This is a genomic window from Flavobacterium magnum (assembly GCF_003055625.1).
Taxonomy (GTDB): Bacteria; Bacteroidota; Bacteroidia; order Flavobacteriales; family Flavobacteriaceae; genus Flavobacterium; species Flavobacterium magnum.
On record NZ_CP028811.1, the window covers coordinates 2,117,628 to 2,134,666 of the forward strand.

The 17,039-nt window shown below is 48.4% G+C and carries 15 protein-coding genes; 5 read left to right on the forward strand and 10 right to left on the reverse strand.

From position 1 onward, the window contains the following. Window positions 1-13 precede the first annotated feature (13 nt). Entirely contained in the window at window positions 14-547 is a 534-nt protein-coding gene (locus HYN48_RS08805) for an IS1096 element passenger TnpR family protein (RefSeq protein ID WP_108370765.1), read from the reverse strand. Window positions 548-852: 305 nt separating this feature from the next. Here HYN48_RS08805 and prfA point away from each other — a divergent pair, with 305 nt between their 5' ends. Both prfA and pyrF read left to right on the forward strand, forming a co-directional pair. Continuing rightward, window positions 853-1,929, forward strand: a complete 1,077-nt coding sequence (gene prfA / locus HYN48_RS08810) for a peptide chain release factor 1 (RefSeq protein ID WP_108370767.1) — start codon at window positions 853-855, stop codon at window positions 1,927-1,929. Between the two features lie 63 nt (window positions 1,930-1,992). After that, the gene (gene pyrF / locus HYN48_RS08815; protein WP_108370769.1) at window positions 1,993-2,811 is read left to right on the forward strand and encodes an orotidine-5'-phosphate decarboxylase; all 819 of its coding nucleotides are present in this window, start codon (window positions 1,993-1,995) and stop codon (window positions 2,809-2,811) included. 14 nt (window positions 2,812-2,825) lie between these two features. Here the strand turns inward: pyrF and thrC are convergent, their stop codons facing one another. From thrC to thrA, 3 genes are all read right to left on the reverse strand, one after another. Next, window positions 2,826-4,124, reverse strand: coding sequence for a threonine synthase (gene thrC, locus HYN48_RS08820; protein WP_108370771.1), 1,299 nt, complete (start codon window positions 4,122-4,124; stop codon window positions 2,826-2,828). A 17-nt stretch (window positions 4,125-4,141) separates the two neighbouring features. After that, the gene (locus HYN48_RS08825) at window positions 4,142-5,071 is read right to left on the reverse strand and encodes a homoserine kinase (RefSeq protein WP_108370773.1); all 930 of its coding nucleotides are present in this window, start codon (window positions 5,069-5,071) and stop codon (window positions 4,142-4,144) included. 84 nt (window positions 5,072-5,155) lie between these two features. Further along, a complete protein-coding gene (thrA, locus tag HYN48_RS08830; protein WP_108370775.1) occupies window positions 5,156-7,612 on the reverse strand; it encodes a bifunctional aspartate kinase/homoserine dehydrogenase I in 2,457 nt (818 codons plus the stop codon). A gap of 399 nt (window positions 7,613-8,011) precedes the next feature. Here thrA and hutH point away from each other — a divergent pair, with 399 nt between their 5' ends. Both hutH and yaaA read left to right on the forward strand, forming a co-directional pair. Beyond that, window positions 8,012-9,520, forward strand: coding sequence for a histidine ammonia-lyase (gene hutH / locus HYN48_RS08835; protein ID WP_108370777.1), 1,509 nt, complete (start codon window positions 8,012-8,014; stop codon window positions 9,518-9,520). Window positions 9,521-9,611: 91 nt separating this feature from the next. Further along, complete coding sequence (gene yaaA / locus HYN48_RS08840) at window positions 9,612-10,370, forward strand: peroxide stress protein YaaA (RefSeq protein WP_108370779.1); 759 nt, start codon at window positions 9,612-9,614, stop codon at window positions 10,368-10,370. A 10-nt stretch (window positions 10,371-10,380) separates the two neighbouring features. Here the strand turns inward: yaaA and HYN48_RS08845 are convergent, their stop codons facing one another. From HYN48_RS08845 to HYN48_RS08870, 6 genes are all read right to left on the reverse strand, one after another. Further along, a complete protein-coding gene (locus HYN48_RS08845) occupies window positions 10,381-11,169 on the reverse strand; it encodes a polysaccharide deacetylase family protein (protein ID WP_108373498.1) in 789 nt (262 codons plus the stop codon). Between the two features lie 59 nt (window positions 11,170-11,228). Then, window positions 11,229-12,026: an HvfC/BufC N-terminal domain-containing protein gene (locus HYN48_RS08850; protein ID WP_108370781.1), complete on the reverse strand. Its 798-nt coding sequence runs from the start codon at window positions 12,024-12,026 to the stop codon at window positions 11,229-11,231. 2 nt (window positions 12,027-12,028) lie between these two features. Continuing rightward, on the reverse strand, window positions 12,029-12,967 hold the full coding sequence (bufB, locus tag HYN48_RS08855) for an MNIO family bufferin maturase (protein ID WP_245945942.1): 939 nt from the start codon (window positions 12,965-12,967) through the stop codon (window positions 12,029-12,031). Between the two features lie 3 nt (window positions 12,968-12,970). Continuing rightward, window positions 12,971-13,558, reverse strand: coding sequence for a hypothetical protein (locus tag HYN48_RS08860; protein ID WP_108370784.1), 588 nt, complete (start codon window positions 13,556-13,558; stop codon window positions 12,971-12,973). Between the two features lie 38 nt (window positions 13,559-13,596). Continuing rightward, window positions 13,597-14,997: a ferritin-like domain-containing protein gene (locus tag HYN48_RS08865; protein WP_108370786.1), complete on the reverse strand. Its 1,401-nt coding sequence runs from the start codon at window positions 14,995-14,997 to the stop codon at window positions 13,597-13,599. Between the two features lie 308 nt (window positions 14,998-15,305). Beyond that, on the reverse strand, window positions 15,306-15,686 hold the full coding sequence (locus HYN48_RS08870; protein WP_108370788.1) for a DUF983 domain-containing protein: 381 nt from the start codon (window positions 15,684-15,686) through the stop codon (window positions 15,306-15,308). 148 nt (window positions 15,687-15,834) lie between these two features. Between HYN48_RS08870 and HYN48_RS08875 the strand changes: the two genes are divergently transcribed. Further along, window positions 15,835-16,704 (forward strand): helix-turn-helix domain-containing protein, encoded by an 870-nt coding sequence (locus HYN48_RS08875; RefSeq protein ID WP_108370790.1) that lies wholly within the window; start codon window positions 15,835-15,837, stop codon window positions 16,702-16,704. The last annotated feature ends 335 nt before the right edge of the window (window positions 16,705-17,039 follow it).

The window sequence follows — 17,039 nt, forward strand, 5'->3', positions numbered from 1 at the left end:
CTTACGGCGGCATTTAATTCCAATTCTCTTCGAACCCGTAATCCTCAAAGTTTTCGCCGCTGTCAAACTCGTCGAGGTCGTCCTCGTCATAGCCGTCCTCGTCGTAACCGAATTCATTTTCATCCGCTTCAAATTGCTTGTCTGGAGCGTCTGCGGGCATATCGCCGTGCGAAAACAAAGTCGCAGGATAGCTTTCGCCCGGTTGCGGCGCTTCGATTGCGGCCAATTCCACAAGGAATGTCCACATATTCAGGAAATCGTACACATAAATGATCTTGGTGTTGTCTTCGTCCAGGAGTTGTCCCAGCGTATGATCCGCCATTGTCATCTGCTCGCCGGGTACGTCTCCACCATCAAAAAGCGGGATTTCCTCGTCCTGGTTCCATTGCCCGTCACAGGTATAAAAGGACGCCATCTCATTGCCGTCAAACCCAAATGCATTCACTATTGCGTTGTGAAAATCTTCCAGCGTATCGTCATCCATAATGGCAATATCACGGAAAACGTCCTCTTCAGCATCAAGTATTACCCTGAATTTGTAAACCATAATCTTTCATTTTTATTGAACGGCAAATTTACGCAAAAGTTTGGAAGTTCAAGGGGTGACGGGATCGGAAGTTTACAGGAAATCCGTTTGACTTAATTTCCAACATTTTAAATCCGCGCTGCAGCCGGCTCAAGACCTTACGCACTTCCTGCGATGGAAATTGGAACCGTTGCATCGGGCGTTGCTTCATTCTGCAGTGACTGCCGATACGGATTTCGGGAGCAATTGCAATCTGATTCGAGGTGTTTGCAGCTCTTGAACTTCCGAACTTTTTTCCATACCTTTGCCCTCCAAAAAAGAATACGATGCTAGACAGGCTCCAATACGTAAAACAGCGTTTCGACGAAATCTCCGACCTGATTATCCAACCGGATGTCATTGCCGACCAGAAACGTTATGTCGCGTTGAATAAAGAATATAAGGAATTGAAAGCGCTCAATGAAAAGCGCGAAGAATACATCAATGTCCTCGGGAATATCGATGAAGCGAACGAAATCATTGCCGATGGCTCAGACGCCGAAATGACCGAAATGGCACAGCTGCAGCTCGAAGAAGCCAAGAGCAAACTCCCGCAGATTGAAGACGAAATCAAGTTTATGCTGATCCCGAAAGACCCGGAAGATGCGAAGAACGTAATGGTCGAGATCCGTGCCGGTACCGGAGGCGATGAGGCCAGTATCTTTGCCGGAGATTTGTTCCGGATGTACACAAAATACTGCGAAGGCCGAGGCTGGAGAACCTCAGTTGTGGATATGAATGAAGGTACTTCAGGTGGTTTCAAGGAAGTCATTTTTGAGGTTACCGGAGAGGATGTTTATGGTACGCTCAAATTCGAAGCAGGCGTACACCGCGTCCAGCGCGTGCCGCAAACCGAAACGCAGGGACGCGTCCATACGTCGGCAGCGACGGTTATGGTGCTTCCGGAAGCTGAGGAATTCGACGTGCAGATCGACATGAATGATGTCCGTATCGACTACTTCTGTTCATCAGGTCCCGGCGGTCAATCGGTAAATACAACCAAATCAGCGGTGCGTCTGACGCACATGCCCACCGGACTCGTAGCGCAATGCCAGGACGAGAAGTCACAGCACAAAAACAAGGACAAGGCCTTAACGGTGTTGCGTTCGCGTTTATACGAACAGGAACTTGCCAAAAAGCAGGAGGAAGACGCTAAGAAGCGTTCGTCACAGGTGAGCTCGGGCGACCGTTCCGCGAAAATCCGTACCTATAACTATTCCCAGGGCCGTGTTACCGATCACCGTATCAATATGAACATTTACGATCTGCAGAATTTCGTGAACGGAGACATCCAGAAGATGATTGACGAATTGCAATTGGTGAACAATACGGAAAAGCTCAAGGAAGCGAGCGAAGTCTACTAAGAAAACGACAAATGCCTGCCTTACCGCGGGCATTTTTTTTAATTTTAACCGCAGCGACAACCCATGACAACAGCACAACTTATCGCGCAGATCCACAGCAAGAAATCATTCCTTTGTATCGGACTTGATGTCGATCTGAACAAAATCCCAAAGCATTTGCTTGACACTGAAGACCCGATTTTCGAGTTTAACAAGGCCATTATCGATGCGACACATGATTTGGCGGTTTCGTATAAACCCAATACGGCGTTTTACGAGGCCTATGGCTTGACAGGCTGGCAGTCACTGGAGAAAACAATACGATACCTGAACGCGAATTATCCTGAAATCTTTACCATTGCTGATGCCAAGCGCGGCGATATCGGGAATACGTCGACGATGTACGCGAAGGCTTTCCTCGACGATTTACAGTTTGATTCCGTTACGGTGGCCCCTTATATGGGTAAGGATTCGGTCGAACCGTTTCTGCAATTTGAAGATAAGCATGCCATCATGCTGGCGCTGACGTCCAATGAGGGTGCATTCGATTTCCAGACCCTGAATACGGATGGAAAAGAACTCTACAGGCAAGTCCTCGAGACTTCCGTAACATGGAAAAATTCAGAACGATTAATGTATGTGGTCGGGGCTACAAAGGCAGAGTATTTTACCGAAGTCCGTAAAATCGTCCCCGACAGCTTCCTACTCGTTCCCGGTGTTGGCGCGCAGGGGGGCAGTTTATCGGAAGTCTGTAAGTACGGAATGAATGACAATGTGGGATTATTGATCAACTCATCGCGCGCAATCATTTATGCATCCCCAGAAAGGGATTTTGCCGAAAAGGCGAGGGAAGAGGCATCCAAAATTCAGCAGGAGATGAGCGTGATTTTATCGGACCGCTAACGAATCAAATGTATTTATCCTGAATGACTTAAAAAATCTTTAAGTTCGTTGTAAGTGCTAATTTTCAAACTTTTCTTTTCCTTCCCCAACACACTTTTAATCTGTTCGGGAATATCGAGCGTAATCCCTAACAGCGGCTCCACGGTTTCGGGGAATTTAATCGGATGTGCGGTTTCCAGAAATATGCCGATGCTTCCGGGATGCTTTGCCATTTCTTTCTTTAGTCCGAGGTATCCGACGGCACCATGCGGTTCAGCGATATATCCTGAATTTTCATAAATGGCTTTCATTGCTGATTTTGTTTCGTCATCGGTAAATGAAAAGGATGAAAAGTCCTTTTCGAATTCGGACAGGTCATTGTGGTACAGTTCCTGAATCCTGATGAAATTGCTCGGATTTCCCACATCCATTGCATTCGAAATCGTTGCTACCGATGATTTTGGGGCGTATTTCCCGTTTTCAAGGAACCTCGGCACGGTATCGTTGGCATTCGTTGACGCTACAAAATAGGCAATCGGGAGGCCGAGCCGTTTTGCCATGATTGCGGCACAAATGTTCCCGAAATTCCCGCTTGGGCACGAGACGATTAACGGTTTATTTTCTCTTTTCAATTGCTTATAAGCAAAAAAGATATAAAACATCTGCGGCAGCCAACGCGCGATGTTGATGGAATTGGCCGATGTTAGATTATGATTTTTTAGGTCTTCATCCAAAAATGCCTTCTTTACCATATCCTGGCAATCATCGAACACACCATCAACTTCCAATGCTGTAATGTTCTGTCCTAAGGTCGTTAATTGCCGTTCCTGTACATCGCTGACTTTTCCCGCAGGATACAAAATCACGACGTCGACGCCTTTTACGCCCAGAAAGCCGCTGGCCACCGCGCCGCCGGTGTCACCTGAAGTGGCGACCAAAACCGTGTTGCGTGTCTCAGGATTATTTCGGTTGAAATAGGCCAGACAACGCGCCATAAACCGGGCACCGACATCCTTAAATGCCATCGTCGGGCCATGAAACAACTCGAGGGAATAAACGTTTTCTTCCATTTTTACGATCGGGAAATCAAAGCACAGGGTGTCTGCAATAATCTGTCTCAATTCGTTTTCGGGGATTTCGTTTCCGATGAATTGTCTGATCGCACCGAATGCAATTTCTTCGTTCGTCAGGGTTTCAATATGCTCGAAAAAGGAAATTGGCAAAGGCGTGATGGTCTTCGGGAAATACAACCCTTTATCCGGGGCCAGCCCTTGTATTACGGCTTCCCGAAATGATACCTCCGGGGCATTATGGTTTAAACTATAGTACGTCATTTTTGATTTGGAATTTATTAATGAGAAGCCAATATTTTAACCCCAATGTCATTTACCGGTGAGACATGGATTTCATATGGGAGTTTTATGTTGTCGTAAACCGAAGACATGCTTTCGGCTACTTTATGGGCCGTTTCCCTTCCTTTACACAACGCAAATACAGAAGGCCCCGATCCTGAAATGCCACTGCCTAACGCACCGTTTTCCAGCGCTGCGGCCTTGATAAGATCGAAGCCCGGAATGAGGACGCTCCGTAATGGCTCCACAATCTCGTCATGCAATGATCGGCCGATGAGCTCATAATTATTGGTATAAAGCCCCGCCACAAGTCCGCCAACATTTCCCCATTGCGCAATCGCGCTTTTAAGCGGAATGTTTTGCTTCAAGACCGATCTGGCGTCAGCGGTTTTCAGTTCAATCTGTGGGTGAATCACCGCAGCATACAATTCGGATGGGCTTTCAATCCTGATGATGTCCAGGGGGTCATAGCTGCGAACGAGCGTAAAACCGCCCAATAGCGCCGGCGCTACATTGTCTGCGTGTGCGCTGCCGCTCGCGAGCTTTTCGCCCTGCATTGCAAATGGCACCAACTCGTGCGCTGAAAATGGATTCCCGAGGAGTGCGTTGATGCCAAAAACCGCTCCGGCTGAACTTGCCGCAGAACTGCCGATGCCGCTTCCGGCCTTAATCTTTTTATAAATCTCAATCTCAAAACCAAAGTCGGTTTCCACCTGCGCGAGCATCGCCAACGCTGCGACACCGGATACATTTTTTTCGGTTTCCAGGGGCAGATCGGCTCCAGCAATTTTCGTAATGCGGACCCCTTTGGCTGACATTTTCCTGACAACCATCTCATCACCCACATTGTCTAGGCACACACCCAGCACATCGAATCCGCAGGAGAGGTTTGCGATCGTAGCGGGACAGAATATCTTTATTTCTTTCATGATTATAAACTTACAAAGCGGCAGTGTAGCAAAGTTTCCGTCGTGACAAAAAAGAAAACGCCAATTTGCTGCTTCAGCCCTTAATTACACATTCCCCACACGTATCACATCCGCGAAAATTCCGGAAGCCGTAACCGCAGCCCCGGCCCCGGCCCCTTTGATAATCAGCGGCTGGTCCACGTATCGGTCGGTGTAAAAAAGTACAATATTATCTTTTCCTTCAAGGTTGTAAAAATCATGTCCTTTCGGGATCACCTGCAACCCTACCGAAGCTTTCCCGTTTTCAAACTGCGCGACATATTTGAGGCGGCAGTCTTTCGAGGCAGCCTCTTTGTACAAGGCATCAAAATGCGCGGCGTTTGCGGTAAGCGAGCTGAAAAAATCGGGGACATTATCAGTATCCAGCGACGACTGTGGCAAAAAGGACTTGTTTTCAATGTCATTGATTTCCATTTCATAGCCGCTTTCGCGTATGAGGATCAGGATCTTGCGCGCAACGTCGACGCCGCTGAGGTCAATTTTCGGATCGGGCTCAGTAAAGCCCTGGACTCCGGCTTCTTTAACCACATCATGGAATGAAGCGTTTTCATTGAAATTATTGAAAATGAAATTCAGGCTCCCCGACAAAACCGCCTGAATCTTGTTGACCTTGTCTCCCGAAGCGATCATCCGTTTCAGCGTGTCTATGATAGGCAATCCGGCACCCACATTGGTTTCAAATAAAAACGGCGCATTGTACTTTCGGGAGAGGTTTTTCAAATTTTTGTAATTTTCGAATCCGGAAGCGCAGGCAATCTTGTTACAGGTTACCACCGCGATATTTTTCTCGAGATATTGCGCATAGGTTTTTGAAATCTCCTCATTGGCGGTAATATCAACGAAAACGCTGTTGCGCAGGTTCAGCGCTTTGACACGCTCAACGAATGTTTCCTTGTCCGCTTTTTCACCATGCTCAAGCAGGCTTTTCCATTCCTTTAAAGGAATACCGTCTTCATCAAAAAGCATTTTCCGGGAATTGGAAACACCGATAAGGCGAACGTTAATTTTAAGATTGTCTTTCAGGTATTTTTTCTGGCTGCTGATTTGTTCCATGAATTTCTCACCCACATTCCCGACACCCATTACAAAAAGGTTCAGCTGTTTGATGTTGTCCTCAAAAAAGCGTTCGTGCAGCGTATTCAATGCTTTCTGTACATCTTTCTCATTGATAACGACCGAAATATTTCTCTCTGAAGCGCCTTGGGCAATGGCCCGGATGTTTACGTTGTTTTTGCCCAGCGTACTGAACATCTTCCCGCTCAGTCCCTGATGGTTTTTCATATTTTCACCAACCAATGCCACGATGCACAGGTTTTTTTCCACTGTGCAGGGATCGATCCGCTGCTGCGTGATTTCTATTTCGAAGGCCTCATCGACGCTGGTCCTTGCGGCGTCTGCATCCTCATGCTGTATGCCGATGCAGATGGAATGCTCAGAAGAGGCCTGGGTGATGAAAATGACATTGATGCCTTTATTGGACAGCGCCTCAAAAACCCTTTTCGAGAATCCGGTTACTCCGATGATTCCCGATCCCTCGATGGTCAGCAGTGCAATCCGATCGATGTGTGTGATGCCCTTTATGGGATTCGACTGCACATTGTTTTCATCGGAAATGCGCGTCCCGACGGCTTCGGGCTCAAAAGTGTTCTTTATCAGGATCGGGATTTTCAGGTTCAAAACAGGCTGGATCGTGGGCGGGTAAAGCACCTTGGCGCCAAAATGCGATAATTCCATCGCTTCCTGATAAGAGATGCGTTCGATGGGCTGTGCCTGTTTGACGAGTCTGGGATTGGCGGTGTACATTCCGTTCACATCAGTCCAGATTTCAAGTACAGTGGCATGAAGGGCAGCCGCCAGGATTGCAGCTGTGTAATCCGATCCGCCGCGTCCCAGGGTGGTGTTGTTGCCATCGCTGGATGATGCCACAAAGCCCGGAATCACTGTGACGCGCTGCGCAGCGCTCGTGAAATAGTCGGAAATCAGTCTGTTGGTCGTTTCAAAATTCACGGCGGCTTTTCCAAAACTCCTGTTGGTTTTGATGAGTTCGCGGCTGTCCTTAAACGCGGCTTCGTTGCGCAGTCCGTCCTCCTGCTTCATCGCTTCGGAAATTACCGATGATGACAGGATTTCACCGAAACCGACAATCGTATCGGAAGTCCGTGCTGACAATTCACCCAATAAGAAACATCCGTCAAACAAGGTGTCGAGGTGGTTGATGATGCGCTTGACATGGCTTAGCAACGCGCTCTGGTGGTTTACCGGAATCAGGTCCCTGATGGCGTCGAGGTGTTTTTGCTCAATCAGGCGGGAGATTTCCTTGTAGTTTTCGTTTTTCGCGGCCGCTTCGCGCGAGGCCGTCAGCAGCAGGTCAGTCACACCGCTGAATGCGGACACGACGATGACCAGGCGATTGTCTTTTGACTGACTTTTGACGATATCTATTACGCGGCGGATATTTGCGGCATCGGCCACAGAAGTGCCGCCAAATTTTAGGATTTTCATTATGAATTATTTTAGGGAAACGTAAATGCGGTTTTATTTTCTTTCGAAAAATACAGGCAGGATGATATGTAAACTGTTTACCCCAATGGGGTCGTGGTAGTAGATGTTGTCGAACCAACATATACGGTTACTGAAGAAGGGATGATTATGCAGGAAGGATTTGTCATATCTGTTTGCCAAAAATACATTTTTTTGCATATACCTACACCTTGTGTGAAATTTTTACAGATATGGCATTAATTGTGTGAAATGTCACGGCAATGAGACTGAATTTCTATTTAACCGATACAAAAAATACCGATTGTTAAATTTGAGATGGTATCAGGCGGTTAATTATTATCAACAAACCTTGGATTTTAACGACCGATTGCGGAATTTTGGCCTTTCAATCACCAACTAATGGACAACACCCACTATATCAGCTCAGATATCCTGACCTTTGAGCAAATCAACGACATTGTCGTACAACATAAAACCCTCGCGCTTTCTGAGGAAGCTAAAGTCAATATACAGAAATGCCGCGACTACCTCGACAACAAGATGCAGTCGCACGATGAACCCATTTACGGGATCAACACGGGCTTTGGATCGCTTTACAACATCAAGATTTCAAAGGAAAACCTGTCGAAACTCCAGGAAAACCTGGTCAAGTCGCACGCCTGCGGCATCGGGGATGAGGTACCGCAACCTATAGTAAAACTCATGTTGCTGCTTAAAATCCAGTCGCTCAGTTATGGGAATTCGGGTGTCCAGCTGCTCACGGTGGAGCGCTTGGTTGATTTCTACAATAACGACATCCTACCTGTCATTTACACGCAGGGGTCGTTAGGCGCTTCCGGCGATTTAGCGCCGCTGGCCCATTTGTCGCTGCCACTTTTGGGTCTTGGCGAAGTGTTTTTTGGGCATAAGAGGCTTCCTTCGATGGATGTCCTGACGCATTTCGGCTGGAAGCCCATCGAGTTGCAATCAAAGGAAGGGCTGGCGCTCTTAAACGGCACGCAGTTCATGAGTGCTTACGGCGTTTATGTGCTGCTCAAAGCGTGCAAATATTCTTACCTTGCTGATTTGATCGGGTCAGTTTCCCTCGAAGGTTTTGACGGCCGGATTGAACCGTTCAACGAACTGATCCATTACATCAGGCCGCACAAAGGCCAGGTGGTTACGGCGCGCCGTGTCGCGGAATTCCTTGAAGGCAGCCAGATTATCTCCCAATACAAACAGCACGTACAGGATCCGTACTCTTTCCGCTGCATACCGCAGGTACACGGGGCGTCAAAAGATGCGATCGATTACGTCAAGAAGGTCTTCAAAACCGAAGTGAATTCGGTAACAGATAACCCGAACATTTTCTGGGAAAGCGACAAAATTATTTCCGGAGGGAATTTCCACGGGCAGCCACTGGCGCTGGCACTGGATTTTATGGCCATTGCGTTATCTGAGCTCGGAAGCATTTCGGAAAGGCGTACCTATCAGCTTATTTCAGGGCTGCGCGGACTTCCCGCATTCCTGGTTGAGAATCCGGGATTGAACTCAGGTTTTATGATCCCGCAATATACGGCCGCCAGTATTGCCAGCCAGAACAAGCAGTTGTCAACGCCGGCCAGTGTAGACAGCATTGTCTCGTCTAATGGCCAGGAAGACCACGTGAGCATGGGAGCAAATGCTGCGGTAAAGGCGTTAAAAGTGATGGAAAACCTTGAAAGGATTCTCGCAATCGAACTGATGAATGCCTCACAGGCCATCCATTTCCGGGAACCGTTAAAGTCAAGCGCTTTTATCGAAAGTTTCCTGAAATCTTACCGTGAGGAAGTGCCGTTGGTAGGAGAGGACCGCATTTTGCATTATGACATACAAAAAACGGTGGAATTCTTAAGTAGCTTCCAAATCGAAGAAGATTTGTTTAATTAGCGTCGTGCGGCAGGTAAAGTCAGAACAACTAAAGAACGTCACTTCACCTCCGATTGCGCTGTGTCTTTTCCAACCTTTCTAATTTCTGAGTATGAAAATCGTTATCTCTCCGGCTAAATCGCTCGACTTTGAAACCCCGTTGCCGACAGAACGGCATACGAAGCCTGCTTTTTTGAAGCAAAGTCGTATCGTACAAGCCGTGGTCAGGAAGAAAAAGCCCGCGGAATTATCCGAATTAATGGATATTTCTGACAACCTGGCCCAGCTCAACTGGCAGCGCAACAAAAAATGGAAAACGCCCTTTACCCCTGAGAATGCGCGCCCGGCGATGTACGCTTTTAATGGCGACGTGTATCAGGGATTGGATGCGTATTCGATTCCGTTGGAAAAACTGGATGAATTACAAGGCAGCCTGCGTATCCTTTCGGGCTTGTACGGTTTGCTGAAACCATTGGATTTAATTCAGCCATATCGCCTGGAAATGGGGACACAATTGCCTGTCGGGGAAAGCAAAAACCTTTATGAATTCTGGAAGGCTGATCTTACCAAAGCCCTGAATAAGGAATTAAAGAAAGGAGAGCTTTTTATCAATCTGGCCAGCCAGGAATATTTCGGGGCGATAGATGTGAAGGCCCTGAAAGTGCCGGTCATCACACCTGATTTCAGGGATTTTAAGGATGGAAAACTCAAAACCATCAGTTTCTTTGCAAAGAAAGCACGCGGGATGATGGTACGTTATATTTTAGATACCCATGCTCAAACCATTGATGATCTGAAGGGTTTCAATTATGACGGATATCAGTTTGATGCGAATGTGTCAAAGGGAAATCATCTGGTATTTACGCGATAAACCGCTGTTTTTACTTTTGCTGTTCGCGGATGTATTTTGCCACATCAACCATCGTCGCTACCCAAATATCCTTTTCCCGTTTCTTCAGATATTCCAATAGTTTCCTGTGCTCTCCGGCATCCACATTCATCGGATGCTCGCCGCCCACGCCGTGAAACAGGAATACGATGAACGACCCGGCTTTTTCAGCTTCCTCGACCTGCGCAATCATTTGTGCGGCTGTTGTCCCATCTTCAACGAAGGCGTTGATGTCGTCCAGATTCACTTCTTTAGCCTGCGGAAATCCTGATGTCCCGCCCCTGGCACCCACAAAATCATTTCTCAACGCATTGTAATACAAAGTGTCATGAATCGTAAAGTCGCCGCACGGATACGCAAACGTCCTTTGGCCTTTACCATCTATGGCCTTGAGCAAAGAATTGTTGATGCGGACTTCGTTGACGGCCCGTGCCACCGTATATCTTGAGAGGTCATTTTCCCGATTTACCCAATCGCGTCCGGGCAAAGTAGCGTCGCAAGGGTGGTTTAAGCTGTGGTTTCCCAGTTCATGCCCGTTTTTTGCCGCGGCACGCCATTCAGGAATCCTTTCGGAAACGACCCGAGACGATCCGACAAGGTAAAAAGTGCCTTTAAAATGAAACGAGTCCAACGTCGGGATGACTTTGTCAAGATGTATATTCAACGCATCGTCATAGGTAAGGACGACGGCGCACCGCTTTCCGTTCCAGTGCCGCGCAGCGTTTTGGGCATAACTCAATGAGGCGGCCAATATAGCGATGTAGAGGAATTTATTTTTCATATTGGTAAACATTAGGCTCCCAAAGATAGTAAAATTCCCAGGCGGGAAAGAAGCCTCTATTACATCGAAATCGACACAAAGAAGCCGCAGGCGATAAAGGTTTTTCGCCAAACCGGCCACACTTCGTCTAATCTCACGCTCTCGATATTGAGACGCGCGATGAGCTTTTCTTTGGCTTCAGGGATGGATAACCCATTTTTTAGATATGTTAAAAAGCAATATTGGTCGGAACCGATGGGGAACAATCCGAGGCGGTAATTCTGCCTCGAAACCGCACACCAGTTTTTTTGCGGGAAGGGCAACTCCGGCGTCTTTTCTGCACAGAAATCGAGGAAATAACTGCAGATCGGGAATTGGTGCTCAAAAAGATGCAGTGTGGGGGAAACCTGGAGCAACTGATCGGGTGTACCTCCAACAATCCTTTCATCGTCATTACTCTCCATGTCGAAGGTGATGGAAAGCGCGTATTCGAAAGCGGCCAGTTCAATCATAAAATCAGGCCAGGTTTCCTTCTCAGTACTTTCGGCATCCGGTCTTGTTAAGGAAAGGAAATCGGCAAATTTCTCACCTAAATTATTCAGTGTATAACTTATCGAAGGATTGCTGTCGAGGTATTGGTCGGCAAAGGCCTGAAACAGTTCTTCTCCCAAAGCATACGCCAAAGCCTTGAACTGGCTTTGCATGCAGGAACGAAGCCGCGCGATGTAACTGTGCCGGTAAATGTTCAGGTGCTGTGCCGCGGAGAGCCTTTGGGAATCACAGACCATATCCGCTGCGGTTTGCCCGGAAGGGGACACGGGAACGGAGTTCACGAGCATGGACTGCATCCAGAATTGTATTTCGCGGATACCTGACATGCTTACAGCCTGATTTCGTTGACGAGGAAATCAACAGGATTTGAAATTTGAAACTCTGGAGTTGCGACGCTGCCGGTATTGACGTGCTGGCTATGAAACCCTTGCATGAATTGTTTGGATTTCATGAGTTCTTCGTAATAGACGTCGAACGCGGGGATGTTACCATCCCATTCGAGCAAGGTGGCCGTGCCTCCAGTAAGCTGCCAGGCGAGTGAGAACAATTCCCACACCTTGTCGGTGACCTCCCGGTCGTGCGTATCGATGATGTAATCGCCGCAGTGCTGGTGTCCGGCAATGTGCATCTGTACGATACGGTCGTGCGGCAATTGCTTTATATAATGTATCGGGTCAAAGTCGTTGTTGAACGAAGACACATAGACATTGTTTACATCTAGCAGCAGTCCGCAACCGGTTTCTTCGGCCATGTATCGCAGGAAATCATATTCTGCAATCGTGGATTGTTTGAAAGTGAGGTAAGTGCTGGGGTTTTCCAGGACCAATGGGCGTTCGAGGAAATCCTGTACGTGATTGATCCGCCCGATAATGTGTTTGAGCGATTCGTCATTGAGGACTACGGGCAGTAAATCATGTGTGTTTAACATGTTGATGCCCGTCCAGCAAAGATGATCGCTGACCCACAATGGTTTTATTTCGGAAGCCAGTGCCTTCAGTTTTGTGAGGTATCCGGCATTAAGCGGATCGGTACTGCCTATAGAAAGCGATACCCCATGCATGACCAAAGGGTATCGCTCCATCAATTGTCTTAGTATGTGGCGTGGCCGTCCGCCGGAATCCATGAAGTTTTCTGAAATGATCTCAAACCAATCTACTTCCGGTTGATGTTTAAGGATATGGTCGAAGTGTACGCTTCTTAATCCAAGGCCAAGACCTGGATTGGGCATTGCCCTGACCATATCGCTATAAGTTGCCACTGATTTCATAAGTTATTCTTTCCCGCCTTCACAAAGTTTTTTGGCATTGTTTGCCGGGTTGTTGAATCCGAAGGAACAACTTTTGTTGCCGCTGTTCCCGCATGAGTCATAAGATCCCAGTACAGATGTCAGCCAGGCCTGCGGCGGTCCGCATTCAAACGGAGCGGGCCCGAAGTTCCGGTTGGCATCCGTCATCCTTTTTTCAAAAATAACGCGGGCGCGCTTCCAGGTGCTCAATCCCTGGTTGTCACCCAGCGTGCTGAAGCGCTCTGCCTGGATGGGCACGGCGCAGCTTCCCTGCCAGGCGCAGTTGTTATTTCCGGGATTCATCTGCTGTTCAGCGTCACCGTAGAGTCCGCATCCGCCCTGGTTACGGCAGTTGTTGAGCGTCTGGCAGTTGTGCTGTTCTGCCGTGGCGCAGTACCCGGTGCCGGCACAATTGTTTGCGCCCGTCCGGTCGTGCCCTTTGCAGGCATTGAGTCCCATGCAAACGTGCAGCTCGACAGGGACTTTTAAACTTTTCGGGGCGGAAGGCGCTGCCGGATCCGGTGCCTTGCCGCCGCACATTGATAATTCGGAATTGTATTTTGTTGTAGCCATAAGTTCTTTAAATAAATGTTTTGCAAAATGAAAATCGATTATTTTAAATCCACGTCCGGGAGGTCATTGATCCTGACTCCGAGATATGAGATTGCCGGATATACCGCCACGGCTGCTGCGTATAACGCCTGTAATTGTGCTTTAGGACGTGCCACCGGACTGAAATTGTAGTTTTCGAACGTGGGGGAGGCGTAGTATTCCTTACCGTCGTCGGCCCTGTATTTCAGTTTCATGATGTCGCCGCAAAGCGAGTTCAGGATAAAGATCATCGATTTGTGGATGCCGAACATGAACGTTTCATATTGGGTACTTCCCGATTTGCGGTAGCATTCCTCAATCATCACAAAAATGTATGTGTATACGCCGTTGATCAGGTCTGACACCGGTGCGATATGTGCCGGATAATCGGTCGTGGCCGGATTACTGCGGATGTCCATCACAAACAGCTCACTGAAGTGGATATCGGTGATGCCCAGGGCGTCGTATTGCTTTTCCATAGCATAATACGTCTGGTATATCTCGGCGAATTTTTCGAAATGAGATACTTCCCGGCCCGGTTCCGGCTTGAATTGGTATTTGAGCAAAGCGGCAAAATCGAGGTTGTTGTCCTTGTCCAGATACGGCGCATCGGGAACGAGCCTGCCTTCGCCCTGCTCGACAATCAGGTTGATGGCCGCTACTGCAGAATCACGGTCCTTAACGCAAATCAGGTCACCGCCTTCATTTTCGTTGGTGAATACCGGCTTGTGGTTTTTGTCATAATAAATGGTGTCGATATTGTTCTGCGCGTAGTAGCCCTTTTCGGGTACGAGCTGCGGTGCGCGGGTGTTGTAGCGAAGGCCGGGATTCTTATCCAGGCAGTCGATGACCATATCATAAAACTCACCGATTGTCGGATAGGGAATGTAGTTGCGCGCGGCCTTGAGCGTTTTCTGCTTGGGCTTCATCGGTTTCTCGATATTCAGGAAGGTTTCGAGTTGCGCCATGTCCAGTTTTGACGTATTGATCTTCAAAGCGGGCTTATGCCCCGGAAGATCGCATGGCCAGGTTGCCGGTGAGCGGCCATAAAGAATTGGCTGCCCGGCCAACGCCTGCTTGATGTTTGACGAAAGGGCCATATGCAGCATTTCCTCAATGGCGACGCTCATGATGATTGCCCCGGCCTTGTTTGCAAATACCATAATATCAGCAGAAAGGTTTAGGGCCATCTCACTGGCTTCCTCAAAAGTGTAGCGTGGTTCCCTGTCGATTTTGAGCAGCGCATTGGTCAGCGAATTGATCATCGCCTGCTGGTTGGGTGCCCTGTTGATGGAGTAATAGGTAAAAAGGTAGGTCGGAATCGTCGAAATCTCAATCTCGATCGCCTGCTGTACGGCTTCGCCGAGATTTTCCGGAGTCACCCTTTCAGCCTTCTCGCCGAAAAATTTTTGGTGTATCATCTTAAGTTTTGGTTTTTGATTGGTTTTTAAATTGTCAATAGCCAAACTTAGAGAATAGGATTGGGGTGGATACGCGTAGTTATACCTGATTTTTTTATCATGGTGTGGAGAAACCAGCCATGCCTTCAGCCTTCGGCCACCACCCCGGCCTGCGGCCTGCGGTCACCACCCAGCCTTCCGCCTGTGGTTACCGCCGCGGCCTTAGGCCTTCGGTTACCACCCCGGCCTGCGGCCTAAGGTCACCACCCCGGCCTTCGGCCACCCCTCCGGAGGAGGGGAATGGTCGTGGGAACTAGAATGATGTTTTCTTAGGCGCTGAGTGCCTTTTCATAGTTTACAAATATGTTGATGTAGATACTCCGGGCGCCGCGCGTGATCAGGGGCAGGAGTACAAACAAGGTGGCAAATATGGAAATGAAAGAAACGTCGACACCGGCGTGGAAGCCGTAGTGCGTAATCAAAAACGAGAAAAGCCCGGCCATTACTGCAAGTCCGTAGCTGACATACATCGCCCCGAAGAAGAAATTCGGTTCGACCATGAACCGGAAACCGCAATGGCTGCAATGTTCGTGCATGGTAAGCATTTTAGTGACGTTGTACGGATTTTTGTGGATGTACATTTTGCCTGACTGGCATTTCGGGCAGGTTCCGGTGGCGATGCTGTATAGTTTTGTTCCTTTGGTGCACATGGTGAATAATTTTTAACTGACTTTGATCCTTACTTTATATTGATGAAACTTCTTCTTTTTGTCACTCGGATTTATTTGACAAAGGTCCGGATATTTTGAGATGAATCGTTGGTGCGTATTGCGTAGAAAATGGTACTTTTAGGACATTATGAACGAAATCGCCATACTCAACATCAATCAGTTCCGGAAGCCGGAAGCCGGGGAGGATTTTTACGCCAATACGTTGGCAAATCATTTGGTGACAAGCCATAAGCATATAGAGCGGCCGCACAAGCACGACTTTTATGCTGCCATCTTATTCACGAAAGGGACGGGTAGGCACCATATCGATTTCAGGACATTTAACGTAAAACCGGGCTCCCTGTTCCTGATGTCGCCCGGGCAAGCCCATAGCTGGTCCCTTTCTGCGGAAGCGGACGGATTCATATTCTTCCATACCAAAGCGTTTTATGACCTGCATTTCATCAACGGTATTGACAGTTTTACATTTTTTTCGCCGTTGCGCAATACATGTGAGCTCGTGCTGGATGGCGTGGCATTGCAGGAAACGGAACAACGGTTTGTCAAAATTCTCGCGGAAAGTGGCGGGGCGGCATTGAAGCGTGACGAACTGATCCTGAGCCTCCTCAGCCAAATTTACATCGGGTTTGGGCGCGCTGCTGCAGATCAAAATCCCATCAACGCTGCACAGCATTCTTATTCTGTGAGATTCCACGAATTTGAAAAGTACGTAGAACAGCACTTCCGCACTGAGAAATCCGCCGAAGCCTATGCCGGGATGATGCACATGACAGCCAAACACCTGAACCGCATCAACAAGGCGGTAATCGGCAAAACAACCACCGACATCATCACGGAACGTGTGCTGCTCGAAGCCAAACGGATGCTGATCCATTCGAGGAAAAACCTCAGTGAGATTGCCTATGAGTTGGGATTTGAGGACTATGGGTATTTTTCGAAACTGTTTAAAAGACGGGTTGGCGTTGGGGTTAGGGAGTTTCAGTCGCAGTCACAGTAGGCCGTTGCAGCAGGTGGTCGCATTGCGGACGTCGATGGCGAGGCCGCGAACGTCGATGGCAAAGGCGCGAAGGTCGATGGCAAAGGCGCGAACGTCAATGGCAAAGGCGCGAACGTCGATGGCAAGGCCGCGAATGTCAATGGCAAGCGCGCGAACGTCGATGGCAAGGCCGCGAACGTCAATGGCAAGCGCGCGAACATCGATGGCAAAGGCGCGAAGGTCGATGGCAAAGGCGCGACCGTCGATGGCAGGGGCGCGAAGATCGATGGCAGGGGCGCGACCGTCGATGCCTTAAAATAAACTTCCGGCGTATCCAAAGAAAACTATAGCGACAT

Excerpts from the sequence above, each read along its gene's own strand:
- HYN48_RS08805 (WP_108370765.1), bottom strand. The coding sequence starts at position 547 with ATGGTTTACAAATTCAGGGTAATACTTGATGCTGAAGAGGACGTTTTC.
- prfA (WP_108370767.1), top strand. The coding sequence starts at position 853 with ATGCTAGACAGGCTCCAATACGTAAAACAGCGTTTCGACGAAATCTCC.
- pyrF (WP_108370769.1), top strand. The coding sequence starts at position 1,993 with ATGACAACAGCACAACTTATCGCGCAGATCCACAGCAAGAAATCATTC.
- thrC (WP_108370771.1), bottom strand. The coding sequence starts at position 4,124 with ATGACGTACTATAGTTTAAACCATAATGCCCCGGAGGTATCATTTCGG.
- HYN48_RS08825 (WP_108370773.1), bottom strand. The coding sequence starts at position 5,071 with ATGAAAGAAATAAAGATATTCTGTCCCGCTACGATCGCAAACCTCTCC.
- thrA (WP_108370775.1), bottom strand. The coding sequence starts at position 7,612 with ATGAAAATCCTAAAATTTGGCGGCACTTCTGTGGCCGATGCCGCAAAT.
- hutH (WP_108370777.1), top strand. The coding sequence starts at position 8,012 with ATGGACAACACCCACTATATCAGCTCAGATATCCTGACCTTTGAGCAA.
- yaaA (WP_108370779.1), top strand. The coding sequence starts at position 9,612 with ATGAAAATCGTTATCTCTCCGGCTAAATCGCTCGACTTTGAAACCCCG.
- HYN48_RS08845 (WP_108373498.1), bottom strand. The coding sequence starts at position 11,169 with ATGAAAAATAAATTCCTCTACATCGCTATATTGGCCGCCTCATTGAGT.
- HYN48_RS08850 (WP_108370781.1), bottom strand. The coding sequence starts at position 12,026 with ATGTCAGGTATCCGCGAAATACAATTCTGGATGCAGTCCATGCTCGTG.
- bufB (WP_245945942.1), bottom strand. The coding sequence starts at position 12,967 with ATGAAATCAGTGGCAACTTATAGCGATATGGTCAGGGCAATGCCCAAT.
- HYN48_RS08860 (WP_108370784.1), bottom strand. The coding sequence starts at position 13,558 with ATGGCTACAACAAAATACAATTCCGAATTATCAATGTGCGGCGGCAAG.
- HYN48_RS08865 (WP_108370786.1), bottom strand. The coding sequence starts at position 14,997 with ATGATACACCAAAAATTTTTCGGCGAGAAGGCTGAAAGGGTGACTCCG.
- HYN48_RS08870 (WP_108370788.1), bottom strand. The coding sequence starts at position 15,686 with ATGTGCACCAAAGGAACAAAACTATACAGCATCGCCACCGGAACCTGC.
- HYN48_RS08875 (WP_108370790.1), top strand. The coding sequence starts at position 15,835 with ATGAACGAAATCGCCATACTCAACATCAATCAGTTCCGGAAGCCGGAA.